This is a genomic window from Caproicibacterium sp. BJN0003 (assembly GCF_026314295.1).
In the GTDB taxonomy this organism is placed as follows: Bacteria; Bacillota; Clostridia; order Oscillospirales; family Acutalibacteraceae; genus Caproicibacterium.
The window spans coordinates 627,240-646,760 of record NZ_CP111108.1; the positions used below are offsets into that span (position 1 = coordinate 627,240).

11 protein-coding genes and 1 pseudogene are annotated in these 19,521 nt (G+C 41.9%); 7 read left to right on the forward strand and 5 right to left on the reverse strand.

The window, feature by feature from the left end; translation table 11 throughout:
• Positions 1-18: 18 nt before the first annotated feature.
• From OP489_RS03090 to OP489_RS03115, 5 genes and pseudogenes are all read right to left on the reverse strand, one after another.
• Positions 19-1,662 (reverse strand): AMP-binding protein, encoded by a 1,644-nt coding sequence (locus tag OP489_RS03090; RefSeq protein ID WP_266162902.1) that lies wholly within the window; start codon positions 1,660-1,662, stop codon positions 19-21.
• 19 nt (positions 1,663-1,681) lie between these two features.
• Positions 1,682-3,172: an HD domain-containing response regulator gene (locus OP489_RS03095; RefSeq protein ID WP_266162903.1), complete on the reverse strand. Its 1,491-nt coding sequence runs from the start codon at positions 3,170-3,172 to the stop codon at positions 1,682-1,684.
• On the reverse strand, positions 3,169-5,034 hold the full coding sequence (locus OP489_RS03100; RefSeq protein ID WP_266162904.1) for a histidine kinase N-terminal 7TM domain-containing protein: 1,866 nt from the start codon (positions 5,032-5,034) through the stop codon (positions 3,169-3,171). The genes OP489_RS03095 and OP489_RS03100 overlap by 4 nt, the downstream gene beginning before the upstream one ends.
• Before the next feature lie 14 nt (positions 5,035-5,048).
• On the reverse strand, positions 5,049-10,790 hold the full coding sequence (locus OP489_RS03105) for an amino acid adenylation domain-containing protein (RefSeq protein ID WP_416232462.1): 5,742 nt from the start codon (positions 10,788-10,790) through the stop codon (positions 5,049-5,051).
• Positions 10,791-10,819: 29 nt separating this feature from the next.
• Positions 10,820-12,493, reverse strand: a pseudogene (locus OP489_RS03115) (condensation domain-containing protein); the annotation flags it as partial.
• A 438-nt stretch (positions 12,494-12,931) separates the two neighbouring features.
• Here OP489_RS03115 and OP489_RS03120 point away from each other — a divergent pair.
• The 7 genes from OP489_RS03120 (at position 12,932) to OP489_RS03150 (ending at position 19,516) form a co-directional block, all read left to right on the forward strand.
• A complete protein-coding gene (locus OP489_RS03120) occupies positions 12,932-13,732 on the forward strand; it encodes a glycosyltransferase family 2 protein (RefSeq protein ID WP_266162906.1) in 801 nt (266 codons plus the stop codon).
• A gap of 70 nt (positions 13,733-13,802) precedes the next feature.
• Complete coding sequence (gene rfbA, locus OP489_RS03125) at positions 13,803-14,681, forward strand: glucose-1-phosphate thymidylyltransferase RfbA (RefSeq protein WP_266162907.1); 879 nt, start codon at positions 13,803-13,805, stop codon at positions 14,679-14,681.
• Between the two features lie 22 nt (positions 14,682-14,703).
• A complete protein-coding gene (gene rfbD / locus OP489_RS03130; RefSeq protein ID WP_266162908.1) occupies positions 14,704-15,555 on the forward strand; it encodes a dTDP-4-dehydrorhamnose reductase in 852 nt (283 codons plus the stop codon).
• Between the two features lie 20 nt (positions 15,556-15,575).
• Positions 15,576-16,637 carry a dTDP-glucose 4,6-dehydratase gene (gene rfbB, locus OP489_RS03135; protein WP_266162909.1) on the forward strand — a complete coding sequence of 354 codons (1,062 nt, stop codon included), beginning with the start codon at positions 15,576-15,578 and terminating at the stop codon, positions 16,635-16,637.
• Positions 16,634-17,509 (forward strand): glycosyltransferase family 2 protein, encoded by an 876-nt coding sequence (locus OP489_RS03140; protein ID WP_266162910.1) that lies wholly within the window; start codon positions 16,634-16,636, stop codon positions 17,507-17,509. Before rfbB ends, OP489_RS03140 begins: the two co-directional genes overlap by 4 nt.
• Before the next feature lie 20 nt (positions 17,510-17,529).
• Complete coding sequence (gene rfbC, locus OP489_RS03145) at positions 17,530-18,093, forward strand: dTDP-4-dehydrorhamnose 3,5-epimerase (protein ID WP_266162911.1); 564 nt, start codon at positions 17,530-17,532, stop codon at positions 18,091-18,093.
• Positions 18,086-19,516 (forward strand): hypothetical protein, encoded by a 1,431-nt coding sequence (locus OP489_RS03150; RefSeq protein ID WP_266162912.1) that lies wholly within the window; start codon positions 18,086-18,088, stop codon positions 19,514-19,516. Before rfbC ends, OP489_RS03150 begins: the two co-directional genes overlap by 8 nt.
• The last annotated feature ends 5 nt before the right edge of the window (positions 19,517-19,521 follow it).

Consider the following 19,521-nt stretch of genomic DNA (forward strand, 5'->3'; position numbering starts at 1 on the left):
CCTCCTAACTTCCAATTTCTAAATTTGCCGTTTGATTTTTTGCGCGGAGGTTTTTTCAAAAGGTGTTTCGCGCAGGTTGACAAGCTGAATTTGTTTGTAAGATGGATATTCAACATTCAGCTCATCAATTTGTTTTTGCAAAAGGTTCAAGACCTCATAAGAATTCATTCCCTGTGTTTTGTCAGGGTCCGGATAGATCATAACGGCAAGTCTGGCATTGTCCTTTACTTCTCCGATGCTTGCTCCATATGCAATGACCTCTTTTACAAGTGGTAATTGAGATACACGGGTTTCTATTTCTTCCGGAGAGACCTTTTTTCCGTTTTTCAGAACGATCAAATTCTTTTTTCTGCCGGTAATATGTAGAAAACCGTTTTTATCCAGAACTCCAAGATCGCCGGTATGGAACCAGCCGTCAATTAAAACGGAATCCGTCAATTCCTTATCTTTGTAATATCCAATCATCACACTGTCTCCACGCACAAGGATTTCATCCTCTTGCAGCTTGAGTTGGAAGCAGGGAAGAACTTTTCCTACACTGCCAAAGCAATAATCCTTATTGCGGTTTACGCTGATCAGCGGGGAACATTCTGTAATTCCATATCCTTCTAGGCAAACAATGCCGAATTTATGCATCCTCTCAACTACATCCGGAGCAAGACAAGCGCCTCCACAGATCAAAAGAGAAAGATCTCCCAAACATTTCTGCTTAATTGCTTTCCATTCAGGTGGGACGGATTCTTCTTTTCGGTGGAACCAAAGAAGCTGTTTTTCGGGCGGATTTTCAGGCAAACCAGCTTCTGATAAAGCTTGTGACAGGTTTTTGTTTATAATCTCCATAACAAGGGGAACCGCCAGTAAGGTTCCAGGATCAAAAAGGGCAAGATCACGCTGGAACGTTTTGAGGTTTCCGTTAATACAGAGATGGCAGCCGGCAATCAGTGCATTCAAAACGCAGCAGGTGATTCCATAGGTATGGAAAAACGGAAGGAAGGTAAATACTTTTTCTGTGAATTTTACCATCGCCATAGATTGACCGGCATTAATTAAGATCCCTTTTTGAGAGAGCATAACTGCCTTGGAAGCATTGGTTGTTCCGGAGGTGAAGGCAATTACCGCCAGATCATTGCCATTTGTGTTAAGATTTAAAAATGCGTTTCCCTGCTGTGCAATTAATTGGGCACCCTGTGCACAAACACTCTGAAAACTGTTCGGTGCTTTTTTGTCGTCCGAACATATGCTGACGTTTGCCATTTGTGAAATAGGGCCATCTTTTGAGAAAAGCTTTTTTACAGAATCAGACATAATCAAAAAATCGCAGTCCGCAGAAGAAATCATTTTGCGAATCGTATCCGTATCTTGGTCAATGTCAATTAAAACCGCGACAGAACCGATAGCAGTTACTGTAAAAAAGGAAATCAACCATTCCAGACTGTTTTCTCCAGCGATAGCAATGTGTTTTCCCTGTAATCCTTTTTGAAGAAGCGCTTCTCCGAATTCATGAGCAGTTTGATAAATTTGCTGGTAAGTAACCGTATGAGGAACCCCGTCCTGATCATATTCCGTAATGGCCGGCTGATTTTTATACCGTGCCTGAATGCCAGAAAGGAATGATGAAAAAGTATCATAACAAGTGGTGGGGTAATATGGATAAGAATGCATGATTTTTGTCTCCTTTTCTTTAAAAGTTAGTGGGGTTGCTTGCGGAGTTGGAATCAGAAAGAATATTTGGATTTCGCTCCAGAATGGACAGAAATACATCGACAGGTTCCGGGGCAAATTGCGTTCCACGACCTTCAATTAATTGTTGCTTTGCTTGTTCCAGGGTCAAATTATTGCGGTAGCGGCGGTGAGAGGTCATCGCATCAAACGCATCTGCAACACTGATAATTCTCGATTCTTCGGGAATTTCGTAACCGGATATTCCATTTGGATATCCGGTTCCATCCCAATGTTCATGGTGACTTAAAACGATAGGTGCAATTGTTTGATAGGAACGAATGGAAGAAAGTAAGACGGCACCATCTTTTGAATGCCTTTTGATTACTTTAAATTCTTCATCAGTCAGAGGACCATTTTTTAATAAGATTTGGTCAGGGACTTTGATTTTCCCAATATCATGGAAAAGACCGGCGATACGAATTCTTTTGACAAATTCCTTACTTTTGCCCATCGATTTTGCAATTAATTCGGAATAATAAGAGACTCGATCAGAGTGGTTGGAGGTATAAATATCTTTTGCATCTACCATGGAGCGTACTGCATTTGTCATTTCTGCAAATTGCTGCTCCAATTGAGTGTAAGCTTTTTGCAAATGCGCATTTGTCAGATCAACCGTATTTTGAAGCATACGATTTTCCAGAGCGGCGGTTGCCTGACGGACATAAAGCTGTAAAAGCTGATGGTCTGGAAAATGGTGGGTGGAACTTGAAATTCCGATGATCCCGATTTGCTGATGATATTCATCAACTAATGGGATGATTAGAAGCGGATTTTCGGAATCAATTTGGTAATTGTCCTGTTTGTTGTGGGATTGTTCCCAAATTTTATCTGCTGATTTTTTCCCCTCTTTCAGATTCCCGATTCCGGAAAAAAGTGTTCCTATACTTTTTTCCGGAATATAAACAAATCCATCTTCGATCGAAAATAAACGTTTGAGTTGTTCCAAAATCAAATCCATTTGCTGCTGTAATGGTTGTCTTTGAAATAATTCGAGGCTTTTTTCTAAAATGTCTTGTAAACCATTTTGATAATGGCGGATCGTGCGCATTTGCCGGATCGATTTTACGCAGGATTCTACCAAAAGGCCAAGCTGATCAAAGCGGTCACTTTTTTCATAGTATCCCTGAATATCCAGTTCCCGAATTGTTTTGACCGGGGGAACTAGGTCCTTATGGCCTGTTAAAAGAATAATATAAAGATCCTGGTTAAAAGCGCGAATTTTCGTAACGACCTCGTCTCCACAAATTGGAGACATCAGATAATCCAGAAGCAAAATATCATAATTTCCAGTACGAATGCGTTCGATCGCACGTTCCGGATTGTTTTCGGTGTCTACATGATATCCGAATTCCTGCAGATAAGATTGTACTGTCAGTGTCATGATTTCATCATCGTCAAGTGTAAGAATTGAAATATCAGTTTGTTGTGCGGAGATGCGGTGTTTTCTCATTGTAAAGTACCCTCCTCGGAAAAAGTAACTGTTTCGGCAGGAATAGAGATACCGAAAACAGCACCTCCTTCAGGATGATTATCTGCCCACATAATTCCATTGAATTTTGCTTTTATAATGGAGTTTGAAATGTAAAGCCCCAGTCCGGTGCCTAAACTTCCTTTGCTGGTATACATTTGTTTAAACAGCTTTGTCATGATTTCCGGCGGAATACCTGTGCCATGATCACGGATAGAAAGAATTAAGGCATGGTTGTCTTTTTTAAGAGACAGTTCGATCAGTCCTCCGTCTGGCTTTTGGGCATCAATCGCATTGGAAATTAAGTTATTAAGGACTTGAACAAGACCGTTAATATCTCCTTGCAGTAAAGCTTCTCCGGAAAAATCCTGCTGAATTTTTAAAGTGCATTTTTTACTCTTTAATTCATGACGCATTAGAATTTCTACGCGCTTAATTGCGTCATTTAAAGCAAATGTTTGGTTTGGTATTTCCTGGCTCATGCTGATGGCTTGTCCTTTGACTGCCGAAATAATATCAGACATATAAGAACAGGATTCCCGAATTCTGTTCAACCATTCGGCCATCTCCTGATAGATTTGGCGGTAGTCTTCTTCGTTTACTTCTGGGTCGCCTAAACTTTTGCAGCATTCATCAACCAGATTGTTAATGGCAAGCGTTCCTCCCGAAATTGCCATAATTGGGGTCTTTAGATTATGTGCAATCCCGCCGATCATTTGTCCAAGGGAAGCCAGCCGTTCTTGCTCCACCATACGTTTTTGGCTTTCCTGTAAACGCTGAATGCTTTTTTTCATCATGGAGACGTCTTTAAAGCAGGCCAAAAATCCGCCTATTTTATCTTGAAGAATGAGGGGAGTGATTTCTACCATGTAGTATTTTTGATGGTAACCTTCTCCTTCGTTGGGGAGTGTAATGGGTTGTTCATAGGAGATATTGGAACCGGTTTGACGGCAAGTGCCCAAAGAGGTTAGTAAATTGACAAGACAGGAGCGGTCCAAAGAGTTTCCTTGAATACTGGGAAGATACTGATTTTCCTGAATCCCATTTGCTTTTCCGAAAACTTTTTCAAATGGTTTATTATAGTCCAACACCAGGTAATGATCACTTAAAACAAGATAACCGTCGGTAAAAGAATCCAGGATTTGCTGCGTTGCCAATGGCTTGATGTCAAGAATATGAAAATAAAAAATGGCGAATCCGTCGAGAAGAATCGTTACATTAAAGGCCAGCGGCGTTGCATAAATCTGAAAATCTACAATTCTGAAAGTTGCAAGGAAACTGACAATTAAAGGAACGGCGGCACCGACGGAAAAGCAGATAGTTTGTTTTATATATAAGCGGTTATGATTGTGAATTGCAAAGTTTGTCATAAGGGCAATCGAAGAGATCATGCAGATATAACAGTAAATTCCATTTACCATCATAAACGGGCCGAAAACAATTTGATCGGGGATTACGGAGAAATGTTCATACATCAAATGATGCAGTGGATTTGTCCATGCAAGAATTACGGTACAGACAGGAATGACCAAAAACCAATAATAGCGTTTTGGAAACTTTTCCAATCCTTTGATAAAGGTCAAAGCGATGAGCAGGCAATCAGTGGAGGCTAGTGGTCCTCCCAAATAAGTAGTAGAGTCGCAAAGCCAAAGTCCAAAAGTATCGTCGGGGTTCGTAAGGCGCATGACCAAAAGGGCGCCCATAAAGACGGCCATTGCAAGAGCCAGCGTAAAAAACAGCCGATGGATCAGACGAAGATTTCCTTTTTTGATACTATATGTTACGAAAAATAAAATTGCAAGAATTGAAAAGGAAAAGATGGTACAAACAACGTCTGGTATCAAAATTTTTGCCTCCTTTAAGAGTCAAATTGAAGAAATTGCTTTAATAAAATGGTCGGTTTCGGATTTTTCCATTCGAATCCTAGCTGTTGTAAACGCGTAACCGTTTGTTCGCAGGAGGGAATGATATGTACCGGTTTGCTGCAGGAACGGTTCCAGATTTCCATGAGAGGAGCCATTAAAAGATCAGGAAGCTGCTCCATTTTTTGCAGCATTCGTTTTTCAAATATGGAATCTTCCACGATTTGAGCGGATGGAGAAAGTGTATGGACTAGTTCCCATAACGGCCAAGTATGCGGATTCAGTAAATGATAGACCGCAGGAGATTTTGTGCTGGGATGAAGAGAGAGCAGTACAATTGCTTTTGCACATTCATCGACAGGGCAAAGCTCGATGGGAGTATTTTTAAGAGAATCCGGAACGCAGTTTAAAAGCAGCAGACCACGCAAAAACCCATAAAAAGCATTGCTCTTTGGATTGCGCTGGAATTTTCCGTCTTGGCTGCGTCCGACGAGCCTTCCAATCCGAAAAATCTGTGCATGAAGCCCATGAGAAGCGGCAAAGAATATTTTTTGTTCTGCTAGGAACTTTCCTTTTATATAGAGGTTTTCTTCCCAGTTTTGTCCAATGTCCAAATCGTTTTCTGTAAACCGAACTTCCTTTGAGGGATGATCCAGAAGATAATCACCGCAGACACTGGCAGTGGAAATATGAAGCAGTTTTGCACCGGTCCTTTGGGCGAGGCGGATTGCCTGTACCGTACCATCTACATTCGTGCGGAGAGAATGGTTCTCTTCTGCATAATGACGGACATCGGCCGCTGCGTGAAGAATGGTTCCGACAGAGTGGGTCAGTTCATTTAATGTGTTTTCCGAAAGCCCCATCAGTGGACGGCAAAGATTTCCGTCCAGAATGGTTAGTTTTTGTTTGTTTTTGGAGACCCATTGTTCTCCAAAATAATCGGAGAGAATTTGAAACAGACGCTCCGGTTCTCCGCCGCGCACAAGGCAATATAAATTTTGACACCCATTTTCTAGAAGCTCTTTTAGTAAATGAGAGCCTAAAAATCCGGTGCTGCCTGTTAAGAATACGGCACTTTTTTTGGTTGGAGAAGCTGAAAATTCTGAGTCGATTTGAGAAATTGTCGAAGAGGAGACTTTTAATCCTGTCGGCTTTTTGTGAATTTCTGTTTCTGAAGAATTGTCGGATTTTCTCGATAACAGCTTTAGCTGACCATTGAGAGTGGGCACCTCGTAAAATTGTGCCAGAGTCATCGTCCAACCTTTTCGAAAATAACGGCTGAGAATTGTTAGTGCGGTTAAAGAGGTTCCCCCCTGATCGAAGAAGGACTCATTCGGGTCCAACTTTTCACGGTTGAGAACAGAAGTCCAAATTTCCAAGAGAAATTCTTCTGTAGGAGAATCGTGCGATCCATCGGAAGAAGGCCTAATCTCCTTTTGAGGCAAAGCAGGAGGACAACTGTCCTTTTGAGGAGAAAGGGAGGCTGCAGAATCCACCCGGTAAGCTTTTAAAGCTTGTCGGTCTGTTTTTCCGCTTGCCGTTCTCGGCAGGGACTCCAAAACAATAAAAGTAGAGGGAATCATATATTTTGGAAGCTTTTCAGAAAGAAATGATTTTAGTGCGGAAAGATCGGGAGAAGACTGTCTTCCTTTTGGCACGACAAAAGCGCGAAGTTCCATAGCAATTTTACTGCGAACTGCGATAACAGCTGCCTCTGCGACCAATTTTGAAGCGAGAATTTGTCCTGCAATTTCGTCCAGTTCCACACGCTGACCATTTAATTTTACCTGTAAATCGCGGCGTTCTACAAAGTCAAAGGAGCGGTCGGGCAGCATCCGAATAATATCTCCGGATTTATACATTCGACTTCCTGGACAGAACGGGTCTGGAAGATAAGAGTTCTTTGTCAAATCCGGTCGGTTTACATAACCAATAGAAAGACAGTCTCCGCCGATATAAAGTTCACCGCGCGCAGTTGGCATAACTGGGCGCAAATTTTCGTCCAAAACATAGGTATGGCAATTTGGAATTGCTTTTCCGACGGAAATCTTTTTGCGGTGTGTCATGTCAATACAGGTCATATAAACGGTTACTTCTGTTGGCCCATAGAGATTATAAATTTGTTCGACACCGGTTTTTCGCAGGGACTCCAAAAGCTGAGGAGTCAGCAGCTCTCCGCAGGAAAATAATAGCTTGATTTGAGGCAGAACACTGAGAAATTCCTCATTATTTAAACACATCTGAAGTCTTGTAGGGGTAAACTGTAAAAATTCGACATGCTCTTCACGAACAAGACGGGCAATTTCCCAAGGCAAAAGCATTTCGTTTTCGTCTGCCATGACGCAGCATCTTCCCATTGCAAAGGTCAGAAGTGTTTCTGTAATAAACGTATCAAAAATCACACCGGCAATACAGAGACTTGCTCCACGAACGTTTTTAAAAACCTGCCGCATGGTGCCCAAAAGATTTGCTAGAGCGCGGTGGGGAAGAACCGCTCCCTTTGGTTTTCCGGTAGAACCTGATGTAAAGAGAATATGAATAGCATCTTCCGGGGAACGTCCCGAGATGGGCAGACGGGGGACAACCTCATCTGTCATCGTTAAAATTTCACAGGGAAGATCGTTTGGCAGTTCTTTTTGTGTATTCGGATCGCAAAAAAGCAGCTTTGCACCCGAAATATCCAGCATATAGCAGATGCGTTCTTTCGGGAAATTGGAAAGAATCGGCATATAGGCAGCGCCTGCTTTTAAAATGCCCAACATCCCTGCAACAAGGTCGGAGTCTCTGCGAGCTGCCAATGCGACATAATCGCCGTGCTTTACGCCTGCTTGCTGTAGCTGTCCGGCGAGAGAATCAGAGCGGGCTTTTAATTGCGCAAAGGTAGTGGTATGCCCATGACAGCGGATTGCAGGGGAATTTGGAATGATCGCCGCTGTTTCATCAAAGATCTGATCCATACATTCGTTTAGATAGGGCATACTCATACGGTTTGGGAGAACGAGAAGCTCCAAACGGTCTCTCTCTGAGGTTGGGTTCAAATCATAAAGCTCCTGTTGATCATCTTGCAGAATACGTTCTACCAGTGTGCAGTAGCTTCTGGAAAGAAGCTGAATTGTTTCCGGGAGGAATAAAGTTTTTGCATATTCCAAGTAAAAAATAAATTGGCCATTTTCATCGCGTGCTTCCATATTGAGATCAAGCTTTGCGGTTTTGGTAGGAATAGGCAGATACTTTAATGGCTTTCCGTGAAACTGAAATGCCTTTTCAGAAATTGGCCGATAAGAGAAGAGAATATTAAAAAGAGCGTTGCGGCTTAGATCACGCTGTGCGCCTGTAATGGAAATCAGTTCTTCCATGGAAATGTCGGGATGATCCAGAAGTCCAATTACGGATTCTTTTAAATCAGAAAAATATTGAGAACAGGTCTTTTTGCGCTGGGGGATGATCCTTAATGGCAGGGAATGAATAAAAACACCCAGAACATTTTGAAGTGCGGGATCAGGCCGGTTCGAGACCGGAGTACCAATTAGAAAATCTTCTGTTCCACTCCATTTTGAGAGCAAAATCCCATAAACTCCAATGAAAAAGGTGAAGAAAGAAAGATCGTTTTTCTGACAATATTTTTGACACTTTTCGCTGAGATCATGACTGAGCGAAAATTCAATGGAATCTCCACAGTAGTCAAACTGTTTTGGACGTGCAAAATCTAAAGGAATATCCAGAAAATCCGGCACGCCAGAGAGTGCCTTTTCCCAGTAGGAAAAGTGTGCGGAGCTGGATGATTTCCGATTTTCCAGGAGATAGGCATAGTCTTTATAGAAGATTTTTTGTTGCTCTTTTGGGCTTCCACAGTAGCGGGCGTTGAGACGCTGCAAAAGAAGCGGCGTGCTGAGGCCGTCCCCGATAATGTGATGCGAATCGACAAAGAGAATCCATTCGTCTTTTGGAGAATGCCAAAGTGCAGCGCGGAGAAGCGGCGGTTTATCAAGCTCGAACGGATGGACAAAATGGTCGGCTGCCTTTTGGAAGGTTTCGTCCTCTAAGTGTTGCAGATGGAAAGAAACATTTTCCAGAATTTTTTGACGTGGTTCTGACTCATTCATATAAAAAGCAGTCCGAAAGATCTCTTCATCGGAAATTAGCTCGCAAAAAGCGTTTTCGAGCAAGGATTCGTCCGGCTTTTCGGAAAAAAGAAAAGCGCCCGGCATATTGTAAGAAATCTTTTGGGGATCAAGCTGAGACTGAAAATAGAGACTTTTCTGTGCCGGAGAAAGCGGATAGCTCTCATAAAGCGGCGCGGGCTGAATCTTTTGAGAGACCGAAATCCCATATTGAGAGCGCTCTTCCTGTACTTTCTTTTCCAGACGGCGTACTGTGCGAAAAGCGTAAAGATCTGAAATTTTTAGAGAGACGCCCAACTGATCGTAAATTTGGCAAAGCGTTCCCATTGCGTTGAGAGAATCTCCACCTGAAAGAAAATAGTCGCTGTCAATGTTTAAAGATTCCTGCTTTAGCACATGGCAAAAAATTTGCAGCAGCGTTTTTTGCACGGTGGTTTCTGCCAAAGCATCTCCTACTTGTTCCTGCGGCTTTGGCAATTGCTTCTCGTCCACTTTTCCGTTTGCAGTGAGCGGGAGGACGGACATTTTTATAAATACTGCTGGAATCATTGGAGCGGGCAGATAGGAAGCCATATGGGTGATCAGCTGTGTTTCAGATAGATCGGAGTCCGAGGTGTAATAAGCTGCAAGATAAGAAGATTCTCCCTGATGGAAAAGGCGCAGGGCGGCCTCTTTTATTTTTGGGTGAGAAGTTAAGCAGGAAATAATTTCCTGTGGTTCCATCCGATAGCCGCGAAGTTTGATTTGCTGATCCTTCCGGCCGTCTAAGATGATTTTTCCGTCGGCAGTAAAGTGGGCAAGATCGCCGGTTTTATAAAGACGTTCTCCCGGCACGAATGGGTTTTTGCAGAAGGAGGACTCGGTCAGATCTTTTCTGCCGCGATAGCCCCTACTTAGGCATACTCCTCCAATAAAAAGTTCTCCGGAAATGCCGATCGGTAAAGGCTGCAGATGAGAATTCAGAATATAAAGCGAACAGTTCTGCATGGGGGTTCCCGCAGTGAGAATACTTTCTGAATTTAAGAGTTGCAGACTGACTCCGATAGTGGCTTCAGAGGGACCATATTGATTGTAAATTTTAGCATGGGTTTTAGACTTTAGTGTTTCGATCAGTTCCCATGGAATTGATTCTCCTCCGCAGAGAATTCCTTCCAATCCCGAAATAGAATCTGCAAATGTCTGATTTTGCAGATAGGCTGCTAGGCGGGATGGGGTCGTTGAAAGGAACGATACGTTTTGTGAGAGAATCAGCCGAGCAAGTTCATCCGGATTTTCCTGCTCTTTTTGTGTTGCCAGAACGACAGTACACCCATTTAAAAGGGCACAGATACTTTCCAGCAAAAAAGCGTCAAAACCGATATTGCAGATGGATAAAACGGTTTTGCCCTCATAAATAGCTGCCATTCCAGATGCAAAATTAAGGAGGCTCTTCTGCTCAATTTCTACTCCTTTAGGGGTACCGGTGCTGCCGGAGGTATAAACTACATAGGCAAGCGAATCCTGAGAAACCGGTAACGCTTTTGAGGAAGCTTTTTTGAAGAAACTGCTTCTGCGGACAGAAAAGGGATTTTTGTCAGCATAGGAGCTTTTTCCAGATTCGTTTCGTCGCAGATCCAAAGAGCAGCTCCGCTTTCCTTTAAAAGAACTTTCAGACGTTCCGATGGAAATTCCTGAGGGAGCAGGACCCATGCGTTTCCGGATTGAGCAATTCCAATCATGGCGGCAATTAAAAGAAATCCTTTTGGCAGGGTGACAGCGATCAGCTCATGACCGTTTGGACAAAGTGAATGAATTGCAGATGCAAAATTTTCCGCAATGGAAAATAGTTGATGAAAAGAAAGCTCAGTATCTTTACAGATCAGAGCAGCCTTTTGTGGAGCTTCTTTGGCTGCTTTCAAGAGATTTTCATAGAGACTGCCCGGCTTTATCGGTGCCTGATTTTTGTTAAATTGAAAAAGAATTTTTTCCTGCTCTGCTTTTGGAAGAATCGGAAGCTGAGAAAGCACTTCTTGCGGTGAGTCGATTGCTGCTTTTAAAATTTCTATTAAAGATTCATGAAGATTCGTGATTTCTTTTTGGGAAAAAAGCTGTACTCTGTAATCGTAGTCGATAGAGAGGGGGCTCCCTACCTCTAAATTGCCTAAATGAATGACCAGAGCTTCTGCCTGACAGCCGCTGTAAAACCAGTGCCCGGAAAAGTTTAGAGAAGAGGATTTAGAAGGAATAAGATGGGTATCCTGATAGGAGAGTGCCACCTGAAAAATTCGATCGGTTCCAGGAATCGATTTTCTGAATAGTTCTGTGATTTTTCCAAAAGGATACTGTTGGTGACGCAGTAAATCATACCAGGCTACGGCAAGACTTTGAATCAACTTTTCGAATGTTTGGGATTCATCTATTTCGAAAACAAATGGAAGGGTGCTGACAAACATACCGGTCATTTGTTTTTCTAGAAAAGTTGGGCGATTTAAAATCGGAACACCAATGCAGATATCTGGAGAGTTGGAAATCTTTTGCTGATAAATTGCAAGTGCCGCGTAAAAAAGCAGAAATGGGGCAATATGATTTTGCTGACAAAATACTTTTAATGTTTTGTCTAGCTTATCAGTAAGGACAAAAGATTTTCGATTACCCACAGTGCTGGCTGCAGAAAGAGTTTGTTTTTTTAGAAAGTTGTTTTCCTTAAAAAGAGAAGCTTGTTTTTTCCAAAAAATTTCATCAGATTTTTGTATTTCGGAATCCAAATACATTTGTTCCCGCTTTAAATGTTCCGAATAATCTGGAAAAGAGATTTTGGGAAGGACTTCTCCATTTAAAAGTGCTTGATAAATGGAAGCGATACGGTTAGCAATCAGCATTTGAGACCAACCGTCCGAAATCAGATGATGAATTTTAAAAAGTACGCCGCCGCTTGTTTCTCCGGCTTTAAAGACAGAAAAATAAAAAAGCGGGTGGTCATTGATTGGAAATGCTTCATGAGCCACTGCTTTTTCCCAGGATAAAAGTCCTTCTTTTCCAGTTTGAGAAAAATCGAATACTGGGATCGAAACTTTTTTGTACGGAGAAATCCATTGAACAGGAACCCCGCTTTTTTGCTGGATTTGAATGCGTAGAGCGGAATCGCTTTTTAAAACAAGTTGGATTGCTTCTATCAAAAAAGGAATTTTAAAAGTTCCATTGATTGAGAGAGAGGTCGTGATAATGTTCATTGGAGAGCCAGAATAGAGTTGCTCTAAGTTCCAGATGTTTTTCTGACTCGAGGAGAGAGCAGAGATAGGGTGTGATTGCCAAGTGGAAAATTCATTTTCGGGGGAATCCATTTAATTTCCGCCTTCCTTAAAAAAGAATTTTACAGAAAAAAGAAAAGGCATTTTTCTAGAGCAATTGAACAATTTAAAATGCAACTTTTCCTTTTATATATATATGTACTCATTATAAAAGTCATTTTTACAAAATTCAATGAAAAGATACATTTTTTTACACTTTAATTAGAAGCTTTTTACACATAAAAAGCACAATATTAAAATATGAAAATATAAAGTTAAGCATTTGTTCTCGACGAAATTAATAGAAAAAATGGAACATTTTGACGTTACAAAACGTTCATTTTATAAGTCTTGCAATTGAAATTCATTTTGTATATACTTAATAAGACTGTAAATATTGGTTGAACTATGTGAATTACGCATTTTAAGATAAAATTTTTACACGAAATTCAAAACCTGTTTTCGATAAGGAATCAGGGAAGGGGAGGTTTCATGTACCGATATTCCGTTGGAATTGTCACTTATAATAGTAAAAAGGAAATTGGACAACTGCTTTCTCAATTAACTTCTTTTTTTTCACCAGAAGAATGCCAAGTGATCATTTTAGACAACTGTTCTACAGATGGTACGGCAGAATGGGTTGAGCAGCATTATCCCACTGTAACGGTTTTGCGTTCCAAAGAAAATAAAGGCTTCGGCCACGGACATAATCAGATTATCAAAAAAATTGATTCTCAGTATCATGCAATTGTCAATCCCGATATCAACATTCAGGAAGATTCGATTCCAAAGCTTTGTGAATATCTGGATAACCATCCGGAGGCAGTTATGGTAACGCCGCGGATTTTAAATGAGGATGGGTCGGAGCAGTTTCTGCCCAAACGTCGCCCGAAAATTCGCTATTTACTGGGTGGCAGATTGGAAAAATTCGGTGCACCGTTTTCCAAATGGCGCGCAGAATACACCATGAAAAATGAAAAACTGACAAAGCCGACCCCCATTGATTTTTGTACAGGATGTTTTTCTGTTATCCGTACAGATATTCTAAAAAAACTGGGTGGATTTGACGACGATTTCTTTATGTATTTTGAAGATGCTGATCTTACTAGAAGAGCCCAAAAGTACGGAGAAGTTTTGTTTTGTCCGGTTACCAGTGTAACACATCTTTGGGAGCGTGCCAGTTCTAAAAGCGCTCATTTTTTGAAGATTCAGATTTCTTCGATGTTCTTGTACTTTAAAAAATGGAGAAATGATTCGCAAAGGGCATCGCTTCCATCAAATAAGGATTCATAAAATAAGCACTTTAAGCACTTTTATAAAATTCAAAGCTCAGAGAAAAAAATAAGAAAGGGGCTTTTTTCTGATGAAAGGAATTATTCTTGCAGGGGGGTCCGGTACGCGGCTTTATCCGCTTACCATGGTGACTTCCAAACAGCTTCTTCCAATCTATGATAAACCAATGATTTACTATCCGCTTTCCACCTTAATGTTAGCGGGAATTCGTGATATTCTCATTATTTCTACACCGCATGATCTGCCGAATTTTGAACGGCTTTTAGGGGACGGCTCAAAATATGGGGTGCATCTTTCTTATAAAGAACAGCCCTCTCCCGATGGACTTGCTCAGGCGTTCCTTTTGGGAGAAGAATTTATTAATGGGGATTCTTGTGCAATGGTGCTGGGAGATAATATCTTTTATGGAAGTGGACTGGGAAACCATCTGCGCAAAGCAGCTGCTCAGGAATCCGGCGCGACGGTTTTTGGTTATTATGTAGAGGATCCGGAGCGGTTTGGAATCGTTGAATTTGATAAAGAAGGACGGGCTGTCTCTTTGGAAGAAAAGCCCAGTCATCCAAAGTCAAATTATGCGGTAACAGGGCTCTATTTTTATGACAGCCATGTTTGTGAATACGCGCACCGCGTAAAGCCTTCCGCAAGGGGAGAACTGGAAATTACTGATTTAAATAAAATATATCTGGAAGAGGGAACTCTGAATGTGGTAACACTGGGGCGCGGTTATGCATGGCTTGATACCGGCACAATGGACGCACTCAATGAAGCTTCTGAGTTTGTCAAGGTAATTGAGACTCGTCAGGGCATTCAAATTTCCGCTCCGGAAGAAATTGCTTTCCGTAACGGCTGGATCAGTCCGAAAGAACTTTTGGACTCTGCCAATCTTTACGGAAAGTCTACATATGGGGTGCATTTAAAAAAAGTTCTAGAAGGAAAAATTCGGTATTGATTTTGTTGGAAAGGAACCGATTATGAAAGTATTGGTAACAGGCGTAAAAGGCCAACTTGGCTATGATGTGATGAAAGTGCTCAAGAGCAGGAAGATTGACTGCATCGGGGCTGATCTGGAGCAGTTTGATATTACAGACTTAGAGGCAACAGAAAAGTTTATCAAGGAATATCATCCGGATACAGTGATTCATTGTTCTGCGTTTACAGCGGTGGATCGTGCGGAAGAACAGCTTGATCTTTGTCGCAAAGTCAATGCAGAAGGACCTCGAAATATTGCAAAAGTCTGTAAAGAACTCAATGCAAAGATGATTTATATCAGCACGGATTATGTATTTCCGGGCGTGGGGGACCATGCCTATGAGCCCGACGATCCCACCGGCCCCCTGAGTGTTTACGGCCAAACAAAACTGGAAGGTGAAAAGGCGGTACAAGCGCTGCTTAACCGCTATTTTATTGTCCGGATCTCATGGGTGTTCGGCAAGAATGGGAACAACTTTATCAAGACGATGCTGCGCTTGTCCGAAACGCATGATGAAGTTTCGGTCGTTTGCGATCAGATCGGTTCTCCTACTTATACAGCGGACTTGGCACCGCTTCTTTGCGATATGGCCGAAACGGAAAAGTATGGCGTTTACCATGCAACCAATGAAGGCTATTGCAGCTGGGCTGATTTTGCTAAAGAGATTTTTCGTCAGTCAGGGCGTTCTACAAAGGTGAACGCAATTCCAAGCGATCAGTATCCCGCAAAAGCACATCGCCCGGAAAATTCCAGAATGTCCAAGGATAAACTGGTGGAAAATGGGTTTCATAGGCTGCCGACTTGGCAGGATGCTTTGAGCCGCTATTTGACTGAAATCAACGAAAAAGCTTAAAAGAAACGAGAGGGATACGAATGAAAAAAACCTATTTGGTAACCGGTGGTGCCGGATTTATCGGTTCAAACTTTATTCATTATATGCTGAAAAAATATGACGACATTTCGATCGTTAATCTGGATAAATTAACTTATGCAGGAAATCTGGAAAATCTCAAAGAGGTTGAAGATGATCCAAGATATTCTTTTGTACAAGCCGATATTCGTGATAAAGAGGCAGTGACAAAAGTTTTTAAAGAGAATCAGATCGATTATGTTGTCAACTTTGCAGCAGAAAGCCATGTGGACCGCAGCATTTCCAATCCGGAAATTTTTGTGGAGACCAATGTACTCGGTACGGTCAACCTTTTGAACTGCGCAAAAAATGCATGGCTGATCGGAGACGATCAATACCGCGAAGGGGTTAAATATCTGCAGGTTTCAACAGATGAGGTATATGGAGCTCTGGGCAAAGAAGGATTCTTTATGGAGACGACGCCGCTTTGCCCGCATAGCCCGTATTCTTCGAGCAAAGCTTCGGCAGACCTTTTTGTGAAGGCTTATTTTGATACTTACCATTTTCCGATGAATATTACCCGCTGTTCCAATAACTACGGGCCTTACCAGTTTCCGGAAAAATTGATTCCGTTAATTATGAATAATACCATGGGCCATAAAGAACTTCCGGTTTACGGAGATGGCATGCAGGTTCGCGACTGGCTTTATGTAGAAGATCACTGCAAGGCGATTGATATGGTCATTCGCGGCGGCGTTTTGGGTGAGGTTTATAATATTGGCGGTCATAATGAGCGGCCGAATATTTTTATTGTTAAGACAATTATTGGATATATTAAAGAGCATGTCGACGATACAGTAAGCGAAGATCTGATTCGCCATGTGACGGATCGTAAAGGACACGACCGCCGCTACGGAATTGATCCGACTAAGATTAAAAATGCGCTTGGCTGGTATCCAGAGACGACGTTTGAAGTCGGAATTAAAAAGACGCTTCAGTGGTATCTTGACCACGAAGACTGGATGAAGAATGTGACTTCCGGTGACTATCAGAATTATTATAAAAGGATGTACGCAAATCGATGAATTCCAAAATTGCTGCGGGAATCGTTCTCTATAATCCGGAACTTCCCCGTTTGGAACAGAATCTGAAGCATATTTCTCCACAGGTGGATCATTTATATCTTGCGGATAACGGTTCTGAAAATTTATCTGCGGTACAAAGCTTTTTATCTTCTTTTAAAAAAGTCTCGCTGATTCCATTGGGAGAAAATAAAGGGATCGCTGCAGCACTCAATGCTTGTATGGAGATGGCCGAAAAAGATGGTTTTGAGTGGGTCATAACTTTGGATCAGGATTCTGTCTGTGAGGAAAATCTGGTTAGTGCTTATCTTTCGCAGATCGAGCAGAAAAATGTCGGAATTTTTACGCCGGTGATTCTCTATGAAAAAAAAGGAGAATCCCTTTCTTTACCTGAATTTAAAGAACCTTTTACGGAAGTAGAACGCTGTATTACTTCTGCCGGGATGACTTCAGTAAAAGCATGGAAAGAAATCGGCGGATTTGATGAGCGGCTTTTTATCGATTATGTGGATTATGATTTTTGTATCCGCCTGAAAAAGCGCGGCTATCGGATTTTGCGTGTCAATTCTGTTTGCCTTCATCAACAGCTCGGTAGGGCGGATGAAGTCGATTTTTTAGAGAATCTTGGAAAGCTTCTGCGTATCAAAAGATTGCAGAAGAAAATTTATGTTTATAATCATTCTCCGATGCGAACCTATTACTATGCAAGAAATTCCGCTTATTATATTCGGAAGTATGCAGAGGATCTTTCCGATCTTTCGCAGGAAAAGCATGAGGTAAAGCATTGGCTGATGATGAAAGTCTTGTTTGAAAAGCAGAAATGCGCAAAGATTTGCGCGATTGTGCGCGGACGGCGGGACAGTAAAAAGCTTTAATTTTTGGAGGCAGAGTCAAAATGGGAAAATTTCGTTTTACAGAGACTGACATTTCAGGTGTTTATATCATTGAGCCAACTGTTTTTGGCGATTCACGCGGCTATTTTATGGAGACCTATGAATATGAAGAGTTTAAAGCGGCAGGTCTTGGTATGACTTTTGTGCAGGACAATCAGTCCAAATCCACCAAGGGAGTTTTACGCGGACTTCATTTTCAAAAGAATCATCCGCAGGGAAAGCTGGTCCGGGTCGTTTCCGGAGAAGTTTTTGACGTAGCGGTCGATCTTCGTGCAGGCAGTGCTACTTATGGAAAGTGGACCGGTGTGATCCTGTCGGCTGAAAATAAGCGTCAGTTTTATATTCCGCGTGGCTTTGCTCATGGATTTTTGGTGCTCTCTGATGAAGCGGAATTCACCTATAAATGTGATGAATATTATCACCCTGAAGATGAAGGCGGCCTTAAATGGGATGATCCAACAGTTGGAGTAAAATGGCCGATCTCTAAAGATATGAAGCTTCTTTTGAGCGATAAAGATCAAAAGCATCCTGATTTTAAACATTTAGGAGTTCAATTTCATGTCTGAAAAACGTTCCGGCATTAAGGCCGTGATGCACAATCTGATTTATGCGTTTGCGGTTCAAGGAATTTCTCTTTTGCTGAGCATGATGATGTCTCTGGTCGTTCCAAAGATTCTCGGGGAAGAACAGTTTAGCTATTGGCAGCTCTTTCTGTTTTATGTTTCCTATGTGGGGTTCTTTTCGTTCGGTTTTATCGATGGCATCTATCTGCGTTATGGCGGAAAACGCTATGAAGATCTAGATGATTCTTTGCTTTGCACAGAATTTTGGATTTCAGCAGCATTTCAGATCATTTTGACGATTTTTGGTGTTATCTATACGATGACGCAGGTTCCTGATCCGAATCGTCAGTTTGTCCTTTATATTACGTTTGCCTATATGGTGGTCGGCAATGTAGGCGGAATGCTTTGCTATGTCTTTCAGGCAACGAATCGGGTGAATGTTTATTCTACTTCCGTCCTGATCGATAAGATGTCCTTTATTGTTGCAGTCTTAGTGCTGCTCTTTTATAAAGAACGCAGCTTTGTTCCTTTTATTTTGCTGTATTTGACCGGTAAGACGATCAGTTTTATTTATACCGTGATCAAGGGCAGAGATATGGTTTTCCATAAAGGGGTTCCGATTGCTCTGGCAATGCCGGAAGTGAAGATCAATGTATTTACCGGCATTACGCTCATGCTTTCCAATATTGCAAGCATGCTGATTCTAGGCAGTGGGCGCTTTGTTGTTGATAATCTCTGGGGGATTAATGCCTTCGGAAAATTTTCTTTTTCAGTTTCTTTGGCAAACTTCTTTCTGCTCTTCATTTCACAGGCCAGTATGGTGCTGTTTCCGGTTTTGCGGCAGGCAAATGACAAGAATTTAAAAAAGTTTTATTCGTTGGTTCGGGACCTTCTGGATCTGGTTTTGCCGGGAGCATTCCTGTTCTACATTCCAGTGAAAGTGATTTTGAGCAGATGGCTACCGCAGTATACGGAGAGTCTTACCTATTTGGTTCTGCTTTTGCCGTTGTGTACTTTTGACAGCAAGATGAATCTGCTCTGTACCACTTATATGAAAGTGCTTCGCCTGGAGCGGACCCTTTTGTGGATCAATGGAATCAGCTTTGGGGTCAGCATTGGATTGAGTTTGTTGGGAGGATATGTTTTCCACAATATTTACATGATTATTGTATTTATGGTGGTTTCAGTGGCTTTTCGTGAGATCCTTTCCGAATGGGTTCTGTCCCGTTTCTTGGAGTTGCCGTTTTTGCGCAGTGTTCTCACCGAAAGTATTCTTTCGGTGGGATTTGTCTGTTTTACATGGCTTTTACCTTCGGCGGTTGGATTTGTTTGTTATGTAGCGCTTTATGGCGGCTATCTGCTTATCTTCCGTAAAAGTATCCGTTCTGTCCTGCATGAGAGCCGACGGGTATTTCGTGGCAAATAAATTTT